Source organism: Caulobacter sp. Root1455, assembly GCF_001426905.1.
Lineage (GTDB): Bacteria > Pseudomonadota > Alphaproteobacteria > Caulobacterales > Caulobacteraceae > Caulobacter.
The window spans coordinates 259204-275558 of sequence record NZ_LMFQ01000024.1 but is presented as its reverse complement, the minus strand read 5'-3'; the positions used below and the strand labels follow the sequence as shown (position 1 = coordinate 275558).

The window sequence follows — 16355 nt, the reverse complement described above, 5'->3', positions numbered from 1 at the left end:
ATCTCCTTCGATTCTCTGGCCCTGGTGGGCGGTAGTTCGCCGTTTTCGGACGCCGGAGGGGCCGATTTGCGGCGATCGGACCTCGATCAGGCTCCTGTTCACTCGGTATAGACCGCTTCGCGGCGATTTGACCTCCGCCGAAACCCCCAAATCGTCGCAAAGCGTTACGGGCGGTTGCGGGACATGGGGGGAGAGACATATTGTCCGCCCCCATTCCCCGGCCGCAACCGTCGCGGCGCGTTTCTCACGGCAAATTGCAAGTCATGGCTCATTCTCCGTTCAAGGGCGTCATTCCGGCGCTGATCACGCCATTCCGCGACGGCGCGGTGGACGAGAAAGCTTTCGTGGCCCTGGTCGAGCGCCAGATCGCCGGCGGCGTGCACGGCCTGGTGCCGGTCGGCACCACCGGCGAGACCGCCACCCTGAGCCACGAGGAGCACAAGCGCGTCGTCGAGCTGTGCGTGCAGACCGCCCGCGGCCGCGTGCCCGTGATCGCCGGGGCCGGCTCCAACTCGACCGCCGAGGCGATCGAGCTGGTCGCCCACGCCAAGGCCGTCGGCGCCGACGCGGCCCTGGTGGTCTCGCCCTACTACGTCCGGCCCAGCCAGGAAGGCATCTACCAGCACTACAAGGCGATCAACGACGCCGTGCAGCTGCCGGTGCTGGTCTACAACGTGCCGGGCCGCACGGGTTCGGACGTCAGCAACGAGACCCTGGCGCGACTGGCCCAACTGCCCAACATCGTCGGCATCAAGGACGCCACCGGCGACCTGACGCGCGCCAGCTTCCAGCGGATCATGTGCGGTCCCGACTGGGTCATGCTGTCGGGCGACGATCCCACGGCCCTGGGCTATATCGCCCACGGCGGCCACGGCGTGATCTCGGTGACCTCGAACGTCGCCCCCGACGCCTGCGCCACCTTCATGAACGCCTGCCTGCAGGGCGCGTGGGAGACAGCGCTCTACTGGCAGGACCGCCTGGTGCGTCTGCACAAGGCGCTGTTCCTCGACGCCTCGCCGTCGCCGACCAAGTTCGCCATGGCCCACCTGGGCCTTTGCGAGCCCGACGTGCGCCTGCCGATCGCCCCGTGCAGCGAGGCGGCGAAGCCCGAGATCCTGGACGCCATGCGCGAGGCGGGTCTGGTCTGATGACCAAGCCGATCGCCGAGAACCGCCGCGCGCGGTACGACTACTTCATCGAGGAGACGTTCGAGGCCGGGCTGATGCTGACCGGCACCGAGGTGAAGTCGTTGCGCGTGGGGCGGGCGAACATCGCCGAGTCCTACGCCTCGGTGGAAGGCCGCCAGATCAAGCTGATCAACGCCGACATCCCGCCCTACGGCCACGCCAACCGCTTCAACCACGAGCCGCGCCGGCACCGGACGCTGCTGCTGCACCGCAAGCAGATCGACAAGCTGATCGGCGCCGTGCAACGCGACGGCCGGACGCTGATCCCGCTGAAGCTCTATTGGAACGAGAAGGGCCTGGCCAAGCTCGAGATCGGCCTGGCCAAGGGCAAGAAGAACCACGACAAGCGCGAGACCGAAGCCGCCCGCGACTGGCAGCGCGACAAGGCGCGGCTGATGAAGGGCGACCGGGGGGACTAGGCCTTCGTCGCCATCCAGATCACGTGGCGCGCGCCACGACCCTTGTGGGCCCGCACGCCGATCTCCTCGACCGCGAAGCCGGCCTGTTTCAGGCGACGGGTGAAGTCGCTGTCGCGGGTCGAGGACCAGACTTCCAGCACGCCGCCCGGACGCAGCGCCTGGCGCGCCTCGGCTAGGCCGTTTCGGCTGTAGAGGCCATCGTTCTCCTTGCGGCTGAGGCCGCCGGGGCCGTTGTCGACGTCCAGCAGGATGGCGTCGTAGACGGCCGCCTCGGCGCGGATCGTTTCGCCGACATCGCCCTGGTGCAGCGTCACGCGCGGATCGTCGAGGCTGGCGCCGTGCAGCTCGCCCAGCGGTCCGCGAGCCCAGGCGACCACGGCCGGCACCAGTTCGGCGACGACGATCCGGGCGTCGGAGCCGAAGGCGGCAAGGGCGGCGCGCAGGGTGAAGCCCATGCCCAGGCCGCCGATCAGCACCCGCGCCTTGGGACGTTGACCGACGCGTTCGAACGCCAGGGTGGCCATGGCCTCTTCCGAGCCGCTGAGCCGGCTGTTCATCAGCTCGATCGGGCCGGCCATGATCGAATATTCGGTCCCGCGCCGCATCAGTTTCAGCTCGCCGCCGTCGCCGGGGACCTTGGCGGTGTCCAGGTGCTGCCAGGGGATCATGGAAAGTCTCGAACGCGATGGAGGCTCACGGGCTAACACAGGCCCGGGGACGGAGCCATCGCCGCTTGACGCCGGAGGCGCGCGGCGCGACCCTTAAGCTAACAATGATAACCTAGGAGGATCCGCTCATGGCCGACGGTGCATCGCCCATCGCCACGTCGCTCAAGGACAAGGTCAGCGAAGCCGAGTGGAAGGCCCGCGTCGATCTGGCCGCGCTCTATCGTCTGGTCGCCGTTCACGGCTGGGACGACATGATCTTCACCCATGTCTCGGCCCGCATCCCCGGGCCCGAACATCACTTCCTGATCAATCCCTACGGCATGTTCTTCGGCGAGATGACCGCCTCCATGCTGGTCAAGGTCGACCTGGACGGCAACGTCATCGACAAGACCCCGTATTTCATCAATCCGGCGGGCTTCACGATCCACTCGGCGATCCACGCGGCGCGCGAGGACGCCCATTTCGTCATGCACCTGCACACCGACCAGGGCGTGGGGGTGTCGGCGAACAAGGAAGGTCTGCTGCCGCTGTCGCAACAGTCGCTAATTGTCTTGCCACAACTCGCCTATCACGACTATGAAGGTGTTGCGCTCAACCTGGACGAACGGGAACGCTTGGTGGCCGACCTCGGCGAGAAGAAGCTGATGATGCTGCGCAACCACGGCACCCTGTCGGTGGGAATGACGGCGGCCGAGTGCTGGCTGGGCATGTTCTTCCTGGAACGCGCGTGCGCCCAGCAGGTGATGGCGCTCAGCGCCGGTCGCGAGAACGTGCTGGAAGCGCCGGAAAACGCACAGGCCGAGGTCCGCAGTCAGACCGGCATGGGCATGGGCATGATCGCCGGCCTGGCCTGGCCCGGTTGCCTGCGCAAACTCGACCGGGAATCCCCCGGTTACGCTGATTGACGCCCAAACCGCGAAAACGAAACGCCGCCGCGATCATCGGGGTCGCGGCGGCTTTCTTTTGCCCGTTGCTCTGCCCGCCGGCCTGGGCCGGCGCCTGGCCGATGAGGGACGGCGAGGGGCTGGCCATTCTGAAGTACGAGGGGCAGAAAGCCGACAGGGGGCTGGATCCCGACGGCGTCGAGGTTCCGATCGATCCGCGTCGCGACGAGACCCTGTCGATCTACACCGAGTACGGGCTGACCGACCGGCTGACCTTGCAGACCAAGGCGGCGCTGACCCGGGGCCACGATAATTTCGTCGACTACGAGGGCCGCGGCCCGATCGAGCTGGGCCTGCGCTATGCGCTGCTGCATACGGATCGATCAGCGGTCAGTCTTTATCTGGGCACCACCAAGGATGGGGTGGGACGCAACGCCGGCTACGCGGCGCCGGGCCAGGGCGACACCGATTTGGAGGCGCGCCTCCTGGCGGGAACCTCGAGACAGTGGCGCGGGGCGCAGGGCTTCGCCGAGCTGCAGGTCGCGCGCCTCAAGCGCAGCGGCCTGGCGGACGAGACCCGGATCGACGTCACGGCGGGCCTGAGGCCCACGCCCCGCTGGCTTCTGATGGTCCAGGCCTATACCGGGCAGGCGGACTCACAGCCGGTCCAGTCACGCTGGCGCAAGCGCGAGATCTCGGTCACCCGCGACCTGGGCGCGTGGAGCCTGCAGGCGGGATGGCGGCGGACGCTTTCCGGTCGGGAGACCCCCGTCGACCACGGCCCCGTCGTGGCGGTGTGGCGGCGGTTCTGATATTTCAGGACCGTAATATTTGGTCATCCGTGTGTCACTGGACGCAGGCTAGGGCTGGCGGCTAATGAGCCGCCTTCTGCTAGCTATGCCGACTCTTCTCGGCCCCCGGAGCTTTTCGTGATCCGCAGACACTTCTTTCTCGTCGCGGCGGTTGTCGCTGTGCTGCTGATGCTGGTCGTCGGCGGGGTGAAGCTGGCTTTCGGCGGTAAGGCGCCAGGGCAGGGCGGTCCGGGCGGCGGCGGCCGCGCCACGGCGGTGTCGCAGATCGTCGTCCAGCCGCGCACCTTCACCGACCGGGTCGAGGTGCTGGGCGTGGCCAAGGGCCGCCAGTCGGTGACCATCACCTCGAACACGGCCGAGCTGATCACCGCCGTCCACTTCAGCGACGGCCAGGCCGTGTCCAAGGGACAGGTTCTGGTCGAGTTGAAGGGCGACCAGGAGGACGCCGGCATCGCCCAGGCCCAGGCCCAGCTGGCCCAGGCCGATCGGGAATACCAGCGATGGAAGACCCTGGCCGAAAAGGGCATCGCGCCGCGCGCCTCGGCCGATCAGTACCTGGCCGCCCGCGACACCGCCCGCGCGGCCCTGGCCTCGGCCGGCGCCCAGAAGCTGGACAAGGTGATCCGCGCGCCGTTCTCGGGCCGGGTGGGCATTTCCGACATCGCGCCGGGCGCCCTGATCAGCCCTGGAACCCCGATCGTCAGCCTGGACGACGTTTCCTTGATCCGCGTCGATTTCTCGGTGCCTGACCGTTATCTGCCGATCCTGCGTGAAGGCCTGACCATCACCGCCGAGCCGGACGCCCGGCCGGGCGAAGTGTTCACCGGCCGCATCGCCCAGATCGACACCCGCATCGATCCGGCCACCCGCGCGCTGAAGGCGCGGGCCGAGTTCTCCAATTCCGATGGGCGCCTCAAGCCCGGCATGCTGATCAAGGTCGGCATCGATCAGGGTCAGCGCCAGGCCGTGGCCGTGCCCGAGGCCGCCATCCAGTTCGAGGGCACGCAAGCCTCGGTCTTCCTGATCGTCAAGGGCCCCAAGGGGCAGATCGCCCGTCGCACCACGGTGCAGACCGGTCTGTCGTCGGACGGCTATGTCGAGATTGTCTCGGGCCTGAAGGCCGGCGACAGGATCGTGGCCGATGGCCTCAACCGGGTTCAGGACGGCGCGACCGTCGGCGGCGGCGACGGCAAGGGCGGGCAGAAGGCCGGCGCCCGGAAGAAGGGCGGCTGATGCTTTCCGACCTTTCCGTCCGCCGTCCGGTCTTCGCGGCCGTCTTCGCGATCATTCTCTGCGTCATCGGCCTCGCCGCCTTCAGCAGCCTGGCGATCCGTGAACTGCCCAATGTCGATCCGCCCGTGGTGTCGATCTCGACCAGCTATCGGGGCGCTTCGGCCGAGGTCATCGAGGAGCGGATCACCCAGGTCATCGAACGCCAGGTCGCCGGGATCCAGGGCATCGACCGCGTCAACAGCTCCTCGCGCGACGGCCGCTCGCAGATCACCATCACCTTCACGCTCGACCGCGACCTGGACGCGGCGGCCAACGACGTGCGCGACGCGGTCAGTCGCGTGACCTCGAACCTGCCCGACCAGGCCGATCCGCCGCAAATCGCCAAGGCCCAGGCCGACAGTTCGCCGATCGTCTTCCTCAATCTCAGCTCCACGAGCTTGTCGCCGCTGGAGTTGGCCGACTACGCCGACCGCTATCTGGTCGAGCGTCTATCGACCGTGCCCGGCGTCGCCCAGGCGGGCCTCAGCGGCCAGCTTTACGCCATGCGGATCTGGCTCAACCCAGACGCCATGGCCGCGCGCGGCGTGACGGTGGACGACGTCGAGGCCGCGCTGAATAGTCAGAACGTCGAACTGCCGGCCGGGGCGTTGGAAAGCGACGCCAAGGATTTCACCATTCGCGTGGCGCGCAGCTATTCGCGCGCCGAGGACTTCGTGAAACTGCCGATACGGGCGGCCGACGCCAATGGCTTCGTGCTCCGCCTTGGCGACGTGGCGCGCGTCGAGGAGGGCTCCAACGAGCGCCGCAGGCTCTACCGCGGCAACGGCGTCAATCAGGTCGGCATCTTCCTGACGCGCCAATCGCAGGCCAATGACGTCGCCATCTCCAAGGTCGTCGACAGCGAGTTGAAGGAGATCAACAAGACGCTGCCGCCCGGCACGCAGCTGATCAAGGCCGTCGACAACTCGATCTTCACCGCCGAAGCGATCCACGAGGTATGGGTCACCATGGGCATATCGATCGCCCTGGTGGCCTTCGTGAACCTGGTGTTCCTTGGCAGTTGGCGGTCGGCCCTGATCCCCTCGATCGTCGCGCCGATCTGTATTCTCTCGACCTTCATCATCCTTGCGCCGCTGGGCTTCTCGCTAAACCTCCTCACCCTGCTGGCCCTGGTGCTGGCCGTCGGCCTGGTGGTCGATGACGCGATCGTGGTGGTCGAGAACATCCAGCGTCGGGTCGACGAGGGCGAGCCGGCCAATGTCGCCGCCCTGCGTGGCACCCGCCAGGTGTTCTTCGCGGTGGTCGCCACCACGATCGTGCTGATCTCGGTGTTCGCGCCGTTGATGTTCCTGCCCGGCTATATCGGCCGGCTGTTCGTCGAGTTGGCCGCGGCCATCGCCGCCGCCGTCGCGTTCTCGGCCCTGCTGGCGTTGAGCCTGTCGCCGATGCTGGCCTCCAAGCTGCTCAAGCCGGCCTCGGGCGGCAATTGGTTCAATCGCAAGGTCGACCACGCGATGGACAGGCTGAAGGAGAGTTATCGCCATTCGCTGGAGCGCCTGCTGGCCGCCCGGTCGGCCAGCGTTGGAGCCGGCCTGACGGTGCTGTTCCTGGCCCTGGTGGCCGGCGGCCTGTTCGTCGTCATGCCGCAGGAATTGGTGCCGGCCGAAGACCGCGGCCGCGTCGACATCTCAATCAACGGCCCCGAGGGCGCGGGCTTCGACTACACCGTCAAGGCCGCCAACGCCGTCGAGAAGGAGCTGGAAAAGTATCGCGCGGAGGGCGTCGCCGCGCGGACCATCATCGGCGTGCCGCGCTTTGGCCAAAGCCAGTTCAGCACCGGCAACGGCGTGCTGGTGCTCAAGGATTGGGGTGAACGCGACAAGACCGCCGATCAGGTGGCCGCGGAGCTCAACAAGAGTCTGAGTAAGATCACGGGCGTACGCGCGGTGGCCAGCGTGCGGGGCGCCTTTCAGCGCGGCGGCGGGGGCGGAGGCGGCACCAATGTCGACCTGATCGCCACCGGCAATGACTACGTCGAACTGGCCAACTGGCTGAAACCGATATTGGCCGCGTCCCAGGCCAATCCGGGCCTGTCGCGGCCGCGCATCGACTATGAGCCGACCTCGCCGCGCCTCGCGGTGAAGATCGATCGTGACAAGGCCGCCAGCCTGGGCATCTCGACGCAGTCGATCGGCCGGGCCCTGGAGACCATGTTCGGCTCGCGTCGGGCGACCACCTACATCAAGAATGGCCAGGAATACGACGTCATCCTGCAGTCCAACCTCGCGCAACGCCGCAGCCTCGCCGACCTGGACCAACTTCAGGTGCGCACCCAGTCCGGAACCTTGGTGCCGCTGGCCACCGTGGTCACCACCGAACTGCGGGGCGACGCCGCGGATCGGCCCCGGGTCGATCGTCTGCGGTCGGTCACCCTGACGGCTCAGCTGTCGCCCGGCTACACCGTGGGCGACGCGGTGACGTTCCTCCAGGGTCAGGCCGCCGCCCATCCCACGCCCGGCGTCAGCGTCAAGTGGGGCGGCCAGGCCAAGGACTTCCTGGAAGCCTCGGGCGCTGTCGGCATCGCCTTCGGCCTGGCCCTGCTGCTGGTCTTTCTGGTGCTGGCCGCCCAGTTCGAAAGCTGGATCCACCCGGCCGTCATCATGCTGACCGTGCCCCTGGCGGTGCTGGGCGGGTTGTTCGGCTTGCTGATGACCGGCTCGACCATCAACACCTACAGCCAGATCGGCTTGATCATCCTGGTCGGCATCGCCGCCAAGAACGGCATTCTGATCGTCGAGTTCGCCAATCAGCTGCGCGACGAGGGGCTGAAGGTGAAGGAGGCGGTGATCGAGGCCGCCGCCCTGCGCCTGCGGCCGATCATCATGACCTCGATCGCCACCGCCATGGGCGCCTTGCCGCTGATGCTGTGGACCGGGGCGGGGGCGGGCAGCCGCCAGACGATCGGGGCGGTGATCTGCACCGGCGCGATCTTCTCCACCCTGCTGACCCTGTTCATCGTGCCGGTGTTCTACAACCTGCTGGCCCGTTTCACGAAGTCTCCGGAGTGGACTTCGCGGCAGATCGAGGACTATGAAGCCCGCGAGAAGAGCGGGGAAGGGCATGCCTCACCCGTCTGAACCGGGTGAGGAAGCATGGCTGAAGCCATTTTGGCGGCGAAGCGGCAGGAGCTTGCGCTCCTGCGTCGCATCGAGGAACGCATTCTCTGGCTGGCCTCGTGGACGATCCACAACGCCAACCACCTGCGTGAAAGCCGCGACGGGCTGAAGGTCGGGGGGCATCAGGCCTCGTGCGCCTCGATGACCACCCTGATGACCGCGCTCTACATGAAGGCGCTGCGGCCGCAGGATCGCGTGGCGGTCAAGCCGCACGCCAGCCCGGTGTTCCACGCCATTCAGCATCTGTTCGGCCGCCAGAGCCTGGAGAAGCTGAAGGCCTTCCGCGCCCTGGGTGGGGCGCAGTCCTATCCCTCACGCACCAAGGATGTCGACGACGTCGATTTCTCGACCGGATCGGTCGGCCTGGGCGTGGCCATGACCGCCTTCGCCTCTCTGACCCAGGACTATCTGGCGGCGCGCGGGGCGGTGAAGCCCGAGCGGATGGGGCGGATGATCTCGCTGCTGGGCGACGCCGAGCTGGACGAGGGCAACATCTACGAGGCCCTGATCGAGGCCTGCAAGCACGACATCCGCAACACCTGGTGGATCGTCGACTACAATCGCCAGAGCCTGGACGCGACCACCCAGGACCGGATGTTCACCCGCTACGGCGAGATCTTCGAGGCCGCCGGCTGGACAGTCGAGACGCTGAAATGGTCCAAGCGCCAGCGCGAAGCTTTCGCCAAGCCCGGCGGCGAGGCGCTGAAGGCCTGGATCGAGACCGCGCCCAACGACCTCTACGCGGCTCTGAGCTACCAGGGCGGCGCGGCCTGGCGAGAGCGGCTGAGCACGGACCTGGCGGGGGACGCCCATGCCCTGAATCTGATCGCGGCCTACAAGGACGTCGATCTCGGCGAGCTGATGACCGAGCTGGGCGGCCACTGCATGGAGACGATCCTGGAGGCCTTCGAGCGGGCCAGCCAGGACGATGCGCCGCGCTTCTTCATCGCCTACACCGTCAAGGGCTTGCGCCTGCCGTTCCAGGGGCACAAGGACAACCACGCCGGCCTGATGACCGAGACCCAGATCGCCGAACTTCGCACCCGGCTGGGCGTGGTCGAGGGCGAGGAATGGGACGCGCTGTCGGGCCTGTCGGCCGCCGAGCACACGGCGCTGAAGGGCCTGGTCGCCCGCGCTCCGTTCGCCGCACAGGTGGAGCGCCAGCACGTGGCGCCGGCGATCGTCCTTCCGACGGCCGACGAACTTCTGGCCCCGGTGGCGGGAGGCGGGGAGCAGTCGACCCAGGCGGCGTTCGGCAAGGTGATGTTCGAGATCGCCCGCCGAGACGACGAGTTCGCCGGTCGGGTGGTGACCACCTCGCCGGACGTCACGGTCTCGACCAATCTCGGCGGCTTCGTCAATCGGCGCGGCGTCTTCCAGCGGCGCGCGCACGAGGACGTCTTCAAGCGCCGGCGCATTCCCTCGGCCCAGGTCTGGTCCAAGGCCGAGACCGGCCAGCACGTCGAGCTGGGCATCGCGGAGAACAACCTGTTCATCGCCCTGGCGGCCCTGGGCCTGACCGCGCCGCTGTTCGGCGAGCGGCTATTCCCGGTCGGCACCCTGTACGATCCCTTCATCGCCCGGGGCCTCGATGCGCTGAATTACGCCTGCTACCAGGACGCCCGCTTCCTGCTGGTCGCCACGCCATCGGGCCTGACCCTGGCCCCCGAGGGCGGCGCGCACCAGTCGATCGGCTCGCCGCTGATCGGCATGAGCCAGCCGGGCCTGGACAGCTACGAGCCGGCCTTCGCCGACGAGACGGCGGTGCTGATGGCCCACGCCTTCGAGCAGATCCAGGTCAAGCAGGGAGCCTCGACCTATCTGCGGCTTTCCACCCGGGTGATCGCCCAGCCCGAGCGCGGCGACGACGCCTGGCGCAAGGGCGTGGTCGACGGCGCCTACTGGCTGCGGCCCCCGGCCCCCGGGGCGCGCCTGGCCATCGCCTATGCCGGGGCGCTGGCTCCCGAGGCCCTGGCGGCCTTCGAGGCGGTGCTGGAGGACGAGCCGGGCGCGGGCCTGCTGGCCGTGACCTCGGCCGACGTCCTGCACCGTGACTGGACCGCCGCCGGCCGTTCGCGCTGGACCAACGGCGGGCCCCGCGCCTCGACCATCGAGACCCTGCTGGCCCCGTTGTCGCGCGACGCTGGGCTGGTGACGGTGATCGACGGCGCGCCCTCGACCCTGTCGTGGCTGGGCTCGGTGCGAGGCATGCGGCTGCGCGCCCTGGGGCTGGAGACCTTCGGCCAGTCGGGCGATCTGCCGGACCTCTACACCAAGTACCGCCTGGACGCCGACGCCATCCTGGACGCCTGCGCCGACCTATTGATCTGACGGACGCGAAGGTCCCTCAAGAGGTCGGGCCGAGCAACTCGACGCCCTGGATCAGCCCGTCGGCCAGGGTGTAGATCGCCGCCTGGCGGGTGTCCGACCACAGATGGCCCGAGGACGAGTGGATCGAGGACTGGAATTCGACCCGCACCTTTCCGCCGGGCAGGGTCTCGATCTTGATCGGGTCGAGATCGGGCGCGAGCTCGAACATGCGTCGATAGAAGTCACGGGCGGCGTCCAGACCCTCGACCTCGCCGCCGTCGAGGAAGTCGCGGAAACGCACGCTTGGATGGGTCGTCGCCAGGACCGCCTCGAGGTCGCGGCGTTCGATCGCGTCGTAATAGCGGACGATCAGGTCGGTTGCCGCGCTCATGCTCGGCGCCCCCTATCGAGAGGTTCGACGTCCATTCGCGAGACCTTGCCGTCGCGCAGGGTGAAGATCTGGCGCACGCAGCTGTCGGACCAGATCTGGCCGGCGAGGTTGCGGACGATCTGGTTGACGTCGACGGCGATCCGGCCGTCAGGCAGGTCGGCGAAGGACATCGGCGCGGCGTCGACCGTGATCGACCGATTGTTGCGGTTCCAGTAGGCGCGCAGGGCGTCCAGGCCGGTCAGCCGACCGCCCTCGACCAGGTCGGGCCAGTCGACGTCGGGCGTCAGCATGGCGGAAAAGGCGTCGAAATCCCGCCGGTTGTAGGCGTCGTAGACCTTGGCCAGCAGCGCATGCGCGTCTTCCATGCCTTGGATTCCATCAGCCTTTGGGCGGCTTGTAACCGGTCTCGACCTTCAGATAGGCGATCAGATCGATGCGGTCCTTGGGGTCATGCAGGCCCGCGAAGGTCATCTTGGTGCCCGGCATGAAGCCGCGCGGATTGTCCAGCCACTTGTCCAGGTGTTCGGCGTCCCAGTCGAAGCCGGCGGCGGCGACGACGGGCGAGTACTTATAGTCGGACTTGCCGCCCGCCTTCCGGCCGAACACGCCATAGAGGTTTGGGCCGGTCAGGTTGGGGCCGCCCTCGGTGATGGTGTGGCAGGACCGGCAGAGCGCGAACTTGCTCTGGCCGTTCATCAGGTCGCCGGTGTTGTACGGGGCGGGGAGGGCGGCGAGCAGGGCCTGCTTCTCGGCGTCGGTGGGCGCCGCCGACGCGGGCGCCGAGGTCGTCGAACCCACCGACCCGCCTTCAGCGGTTCCGGCTCCGGGCTTGGAGCAACCGGCCAAGAGGATGCAGACGACCGCCGCCGCGGCGAGGTGATGTTGACGCATTTACTAGTCCCCGACTGACATTATGCCGCAAGCTGTGCGGCGCGGCGCCGCATTCATTTTCTGGCCCAACTGTGGGCCTCGCATCCAATATATACCGACGTTATGCGGTCAAGGTCTCGCCATCTTTCGGCGAGGACCCTGCGACAACGCGCGCTATCTCACAGAATGTAAAAGCAAAACGACCGATTACAAACCGTGGGTATGCACATAAAAAATTGACCAGAATTAACCATAAACGTAACCAGAAAGCCGTCGGAGGGGCTGCTCCGGCGACCGGGTAGGAAAAACAACACCATGGACTGGAACGAAGAGCGCACCGCCACGCTTCGGAAACTGTGGCTTGAGGGAATGAGCGCCAGTCAGGTGGCGCGCCAGTTGGGCGGCGTCAGCCGTAGCGCGGTGATCGGCAAGGTCCATCGCCTGGGCATCACCGTTCGCGACATCCCCACCCGTCAACGCACCGCCGTTCGAGCCCAGCCCCGCGCCCGCATTATTCGCGACGCCGCTCCGATCCGCCCCGCGCTTCGCTTGATCGAGATCGCCGAGATGGCGCCGACCGCGAACATCCTCGGTCTCGAGACCCATTCCTGCCGCTGGCCGATCGGCAATCCCGAATGCCACGATTTCGGCTTCTGCGGCCGCGAAAAGACCGCCCGCGGCTCCTACTGCGACGAGCACGCCCGCGGCGCCTTCCGCAGGCTGGCCACGCCGTCCGAGGTCAAGGCCTGGGTCCGCCGGCCGGCCGCCCGGATCGAACACCGCACCGCCTGATCGGCCTCATCGCCTGAACCCAAGCTCCAGGACGACCCCATGAACATGGTCTTGATCGAAAACACCGCCGGCAGCAGCCAGGTGATCACCATCATTGAAGAGTTCGCCGGCCACTCGGTGTCGCGCGATCTAAATCCCGGCGAGAACACCCGCATCCCCGTGGGGCAATTCAAGTCGATCGTCGTGCGCGAGACCTATCCCGATGACTGGTTGGCCCGGGCCCGCGCTCGCAACGCCGCGGCCCCGGACGCGATCGCCAGCCGCGCCGCCTGACCCGCTTTCGGCCCTTGATGGGTGAAAAATACACGGCCCCCGCGAACCTGTTCGCGGGGGCCGTTTCGTCTGGAACCGTATGGTTAGCGTGGCGTTAGCCTCGATCGAACGGTGTTCGCTGTCGCTTGAGCCGCAGGGGCGACGGCGGGGCGTTTCAAATACATGCAACCGCGCGCATTCGCGCTCGTGCAAGCGGGGCCGTGATTGTGCGCGGCTCGCGCGTGTGGGATGAAGGCGCGTCATTTTTGGCGTGGGGGGAACCATGTCAGAGCCGAAGCAAGGGGAGGGCCGCGGTTTGCCGTTGCCGACCTATGTCAGCTATCTGATGTATCAGACCGAGCAGCACCGGCGCGCCTTGGCGGCCGACTGCATCGCGCAACACGGGCTCAGCTTCGCCAAGTGGGTGGCGCTGGCGTCCTTGGCGCGGTTCGGCGAATGCTCGATGACGCGTCTGGCGCGATTGTCGGCCGCCGACCGCACGACCCTGACCCGTTCGATCGACGGTTTGATCCGCGACGGCCTCGTCGAACGCGGCGCCCAGGCTTCGGACCGCCGCAAGGTGGTGGTTCGTCTGACCCCTGAAGGCCAGGAGATCCTGGGACGGATCCGCGAGGACATCCATCCGATCAACCAGGAAGTCTGCGCCGAGCTCACCGAGGAGGAGCAGACCAACCTCGCGACCTATCTCAAGAAGATCCTCGGCGGCCTGATCACCGAACCGGAGTGGAAGCACGAGGTGCTGTCCTTCGGTCCCGTCGAACCGACCCTGGCGACGGGCTAGGAGTCCAGCTTTTGGGGTCGCGTGATCACCCATCGGGTGACCGGCTGGCGGAAGTTCAGGGGGCCGGGCACCGTGACGTGGGTCTTCAGATATCTAAACCCGGCCGATCTCAGCGTGCGATTCGGCGCGGCGTTGAAGGCGTGGGGTTCGCAGAACAGCCGCTTCAGCCGTAGTTGTTCGAAATAGAGCCCGACGCTGCGCCGCACCGCCTCGACTCCCAGGCCGCGTCGGCGGTCGTCGGACGTGGTGACGTGCAGATGCATGTGTGCGTGCTGACCGAACGAGATCTTGTCGGCGCTTGAGAAGCCGACCGGGCGTTCGTCATCCAACCAGGTCAGCAGCAGGGTTTCGCGACGCTCCAGCGGCTGTTGGAAGACGAACGCGTAATAGGCGCGCCAGTCCTCGCGCCTTGGCAGGCGCGCCGGATCCACGCCGATCAATTCCAGATGTTCCGGGGTCGACGCATGGAAATAGTCGATGACCAGATCGACCTCGGATTCCGCCATTTCTCGAACCACCAGGCTCATGGGCCGCCCCGCCGCCAGCGCTTGGCGGAATGTGGTCGCTATCCGTAAAAATTGTCCAGTTCTATATACTTACTTAAAAGTTGTTCCGTCGCGCGCCAACTCAACGCCTTGTGAAGCTTGGGCTCAGTCGTCGCCCTTTGGACGTCCCCGCAGCGCCTTGACGCCCGCGCGCTTGCCCTTGGTCTCCAGCCGCTTGAGCTTGCTGGAATAGGTCGGCTTGGTCGGCCGCCGGGGCTTGGGCTTTTCGGTCGCGCGTCGGATCAGCTCGACCAGCCGATCGCGGGCCTCCTGGCGGTTCATCTCCTGGGACCGGCTGCCCTGGGCGAACAGGACGATCACGCCGTCCAGGGTCAGACGGCTGCCGGCCAGGGCTTCCAGCCGCGTCTTCACATCCTCCGGCAGGGTGGGGGAGTTGCGCACGTCGAAGCGCAGTTCGATCGCAGTGCTGGTCTTGTTGACGTGCTGGCCGCCGGGACCCGAGGCGCGGGTGGCCTTCTCGACGATCTCGTCGTCCTCGATGCGCAGCCAGGACGTGATCTCGATCATCGGACCACGCGCCGGGCCTTGACCACGGCGGTGTCCAGCGCCTGCAGGAACTTGGAGCGGTCGGCGGGGCCGAAGGCCTTGGGGCCGCTGGTGACCTCGCCCATCGAGCGCAGGTGCTCGCCGATCATCCTAGACGCCAGGGCCGAGCCGATGGCGTCGACGGTGAACAGCCGGCCCGTCGTGCCCAGGGCCTGACCGCCCGCCTTCAGCACGCGGTCGGCCAGCGGGATGTCGTTGGTGATCACCACGTCGCCGGGGCCGGCCCGTTCGGCGATCCAGTCGTCGGCCACGTCGGGACCGGCGTCGACCACGATCTGTTCGATGGCCGGGGTCAGGGGCACGCGGATCCAGCTGTTGGAGACCACGAAGGTCTTCAAGCCATAGCGGGCGGCGACCTTGTAGACCTCGTCCTTCACGGGGCAGGCGTCGGCGTCGATGTAGAGAACGGTCATGCGCCGTCTCGTAGCGCCTTCCCCAGCCGGGCGCCAAGCGTCGCGACGGCTTCGACCGCCGCGGGCAGGACGTGGGTGAAGTTGACGAAGCCGTGGGCCTGGCCGGGATAGGCCTTCAGCTCGACCGGCACGCCCGCCGCCTCGAGCGCACGGGCATAGGTCACCGCGTCGGGATGGACGGGGTCGAGCAGGGCGCCGCTGACCAGGAAGGTCGGCGGCGTGGCGGGGCCGACGGCGTCCAGCAGCGACGGCGCGTGGGCGTTGGCCAACTGGACGTTGATGTAGGCGACGGCCAGCCGGCCGATCAGCCGGGCGTCGCGCAGCAGGGTCTGAGCCCAGATCTCGTCGTCCAGGTGGACCAGCGGATAGAACAAGCCTTGGGCCTTCACCGCGCCGGCCCGCCGGACGTTGGCCTCGTTGGCCACCGTGGCCGCCAGATAGGCGCCGGCGCTGTCGCCGGCCACGGCCAGGCGATCCGGATCGATCCCGAGCTCGGCGGCCTGGTCGAGCAGCCAGGCGAACGCCGCCCGAGCGTCGTCGATCTGCGAAGGGAAGGGGTGCTCGGGGGCCAGGCCATAGGCGGCCGACACGACGCGGACGCCGGCGGCGTCGGCCAGGCGCTGGCAGAGGGCGTCGTGGGTCTCGATGTCGGAGATCACGAAGCCGCCGCCATGGAAGAACAGGATGGCGGGGCCGACGACGGGGGCCCGCATCGGCACGTAGAGCCGGGCGGCGCGCTTTCCGCTGGCGGCCGGATAGTCGAGATTGCGGATCTGGGCGAGGCGCGGAAGCTTGCGGTCGCGATGGGCGATGGCGAAGCGCACAGCGCGGCGGACCCGTTCAAGCCCGAAGCGGTGGGCGCCGGCCACCCGTTCGGCGAAGACGCTGGTCAGGGGCGCGTTCATCGGTCTTCCGCCTCGGCCGTTCGTGCGCCGGAAGGCTTAACCGGCCCGGGTTCGGCTGTCCATGTCGGGCCTTCCGCTCGGGCAGGCGGACGGGGGCGAGGCTCCGCGGATGCGACTCACCGCCGGCGG

At 67.7% G+C, this 16355-nt stretch carries 18 protein-coding genes; 10 read left to right on the top strand and 8 right to left on the bottom strand.

All coding sequences use genetic code 11. The annotated features are described in order from the left end of the window. Positions 1–263: 263 nt before the first annotated feature. Both dapA and smpB read left to right on the top strand, forming a co-directional pair. Positions 264–1148: a 4-hydroxy-tetrahydrodipicolinate synthase gene (gene dapA / locus ASD21_RS18740; RefSeq protein WP_056444875.1), complete on the top strand. Its 885-nt coding sequence runs from the start codon at positions 264–266 to the stop codon at positions 1146–1148. Next, complete coding sequence (gene smpB, locus ASD21_RS18735; RefSeq protein ID WP_056444873.1) at positions 1148–1606, top strand: SsrA-binding protein SmpB; 459 nt, start codon at positions 1148–1150, stop codon at positions 1604–1606. Before dapA ends, smpB begins: the two co-directional genes overlap by 1 nt. Here the strand turns inward: smpB and ASD21_RS18730 are convergent. Continuing rightward, positions 1603–2274 (bottom strand): spermidine synthase, encoded by a 672-nt coding sequence (locus tag ASD21_RS18730; protein WP_056444870.1) that lies wholly within the window; start codon positions 2272–2274, stop codon positions 1603–1605. The genes smpB and ASD21_RS18730 overlap by 4 nt on opposite strands. Positions 2275–2402: 128 nt before the next feature. On the opposite strand from ASD21_RS18730, the gene ASD21_RS18725 reads away from it, so the two are divergent. The 5 genes from ASD21_RS18725 to ASD21_RS18705 all read left to right on the top strand — a co-directional run bounded on the left by ASD21_RS18725 (position 2403) and on the right by ASD21_RS18705 (position 10710). After that, positions 2403–3179: a class II aldolase/adducin family protein gene (locus ASD21_RS18725; protein ID WP_056444868.1), complete on the top strand. Its 777-nt coding sequence runs from the start codon at positions 2403–2405 to the stop codon at positions 3177–3179. Positions 3180–3280: 101 nt separating this feature from the next. After that, on the top strand, positions 3281–3970 hold the full coding sequence (locus ASD21_RS18720; protein ID WP_156390738.1) for a hypothetical protein: 690 nt from the start codon (positions 3281–3283) through the stop codon (positions 3968–3970). Positions 3971–4087: 117 nt separating this feature from the next. After that, positions 4088–5203: an efflux RND transporter periplasmic adaptor subunit gene (locus tag ASD21_RS18715; protein ID WP_056444864.1), complete on the top strand. Its 1116-nt coding sequence runs from the start codon at positions 4088–4090 to the stop codon at positions 5201–5203. Next, the gene (locus ASD21_RS18710; RefSeq protein WP_056444860.1) at positions 5203–8340 is read left to right on the top strand and encodes an efflux RND transporter permease subunit; all 3138 of its coding nucleotides are present in this window, start codon (positions 5203–5205) and stop codon (positions 8338–8340) included. The genes ASD21_RS18715 and ASD21_RS18710 overlap by 1 nt, the downstream gene beginning before the upstream one ends. 15 nt (positions 8341–8355) lie before the next feature. Then, entirely contained in the window at positions 8356–10710 is a 2355-nt protein-coding gene (locus ASD21_RS18705; protein WP_056444857.1) for a transketolase, read from the top strand. 16 nt (positions 10711–10726) lie between these two features. On the opposite strand, the gene ASD21_RS18700 is transcribed toward ASD21_RS18705, so the two are convergent. Genes ASD21_RS18700 through ASD21_RS18690 form a run of 3 tightly spaced genes read right to left on the bottom strand, consistent with a single transcriptional unit; the run spans position 10727 to position 11971 of the window. Beyond that, the gene (locus ASD21_RS18700) at positions 10727–11080 is read right to left on the bottom strand and encodes a nuclear transport factor 2 family protein (protein WP_056444854.1); all 354 of its coding nucleotides are present in this window, start codon (positions 11078–11080) and stop codon (positions 10727–10729) included. Then, positions 11077–11445 carry a nuclear transport factor 2 family protein gene (locus ASD21_RS18695; RefSeq protein WP_056444851.1) on the bottom strand — a complete coding sequence of 123 codons (369 nt, stop codon included), beginning with the start codon at positions 11443–11445 and terminating at the stop codon, positions 11077–11079. The genes ASD21_RS18700 and ASD21_RS18695 overlap by 4 nt, the downstream gene beginning before the upstream one ends. Before the next feature lie 13 nt (positions 11446–11458). Continuing rightward, positions 11459–11971, bottom strand: coding sequence for a c-type cytochrome (locus tag ASD21_RS18690; RefSeq protein WP_056444848.1), 513 nt, complete (start codon positions 11969–11971; stop codon positions 11459–11461). A gap of 294 nt (positions 11972–12265) precedes the next feature. Between ASD21_RS18690 and ASD21_RS18685 the strand changes: the two genes are divergently transcribed. The 3 genes from ASD21_RS18685 to ASD21_RS18675 all read left to right on the top strand — a co-directional run bounded on the left by ASD21_RS18685 (position 12266) and on the right by ASD21_RS18675 (position 13796). Continuing rightward, positions 12266–12742 carry a GcrA family cell cycle regulator gene (locus tag ASD21_RS18685; RefSeq protein ID WP_056444845.1) on the top strand — a complete coding sequence of 159 codons (477 nt, stop codon included), beginning with the start codon at positions 12266–12268 and terminating at the stop codon, positions 12740–12742. Positions 12743–12781: 39 nt separating this feature from the next. Next, entirely contained in the window at positions 12782–13015 is a 234-nt protein-coding gene (locus ASD21_RS18680) for a hypothetical protein (RefSeq protein WP_056444842.1), read from the top strand. A 262-nt stretch (positions 13016–13277) separates the two neighbouring features. After that, the gene (locus ASD21_RS18675; RefSeq protein WP_056444839.1) at positions 13278–13796 is read left to right on the top strand and encodes a MarR family winged helix-turn-helix transcriptional regulator; all 519 of its coding nucleotides are present in this window, start codon (positions 13278–13280) and stop codon (positions 13794–13796) included. Here ASD21_RS18675 and ASD21_RS18670 read toward each other — a convergent pair. From ASD21_RS18670 to ASD21_RS18655, 4 genes are all read right to left on the bottom strand, one after another. After that, positions 13793–14323 (bottom strand): GNAT family N-acetyltransferase, encoded by a 531-nt coding sequence (locus ASD21_RS18670; RefSeq protein WP_056444835.1) that lies wholly within the window; start codon positions 14321–14323, stop codon positions 13793–13795. The two genes, ASD21_RS18675 and ASD21_RS18670, sit on opposite strands and share 4 nt — an antisense overlap. A 123-nt stretch (positions 14324–14446) precedes the next feature. Beyond that, positions 14447–14869 (bottom strand): alternative ribosome rescue aminoacyl-tRNA hydrolase ArfB, encoded by a 423-nt coding sequence (gene arfB / locus ASD21_RS18665; protein WP_056444832.1) that lies wholly within the window; start codon positions 14867–14869, stop codon positions 14447–14449. Continuing rightward, positions 14866–15321, bottom strand: coding sequence for a YaiI/YqxD family protein (locus tag ASD21_RS18660; protein WP_056444829.1), 456 nt, complete (start codon positions 15319–15321; stop codon positions 14866–14868). The genes arfB and ASD21_RS18660 overlap by 4 nt, the downstream gene beginning before the upstream one ends. Beyond that, positions 15318–16226 carry an alpha/beta hydrolase gene (locus ASD21_RS18655; RefSeq protein WP_056444826.1) on the bottom strand — a complete coding sequence of 303 codons (909 nt, stop codon included), beginning with the start codon at positions 16224–16226 and terminating at the stop codon, positions 15318–15320. The genes ASD21_RS18660 and ASD21_RS18655 overlap by 4 nt, the downstream gene beginning before the upstream one ends. Between the last annotated feature and the right edge of the window lie 129 nt (positions 16227–16355).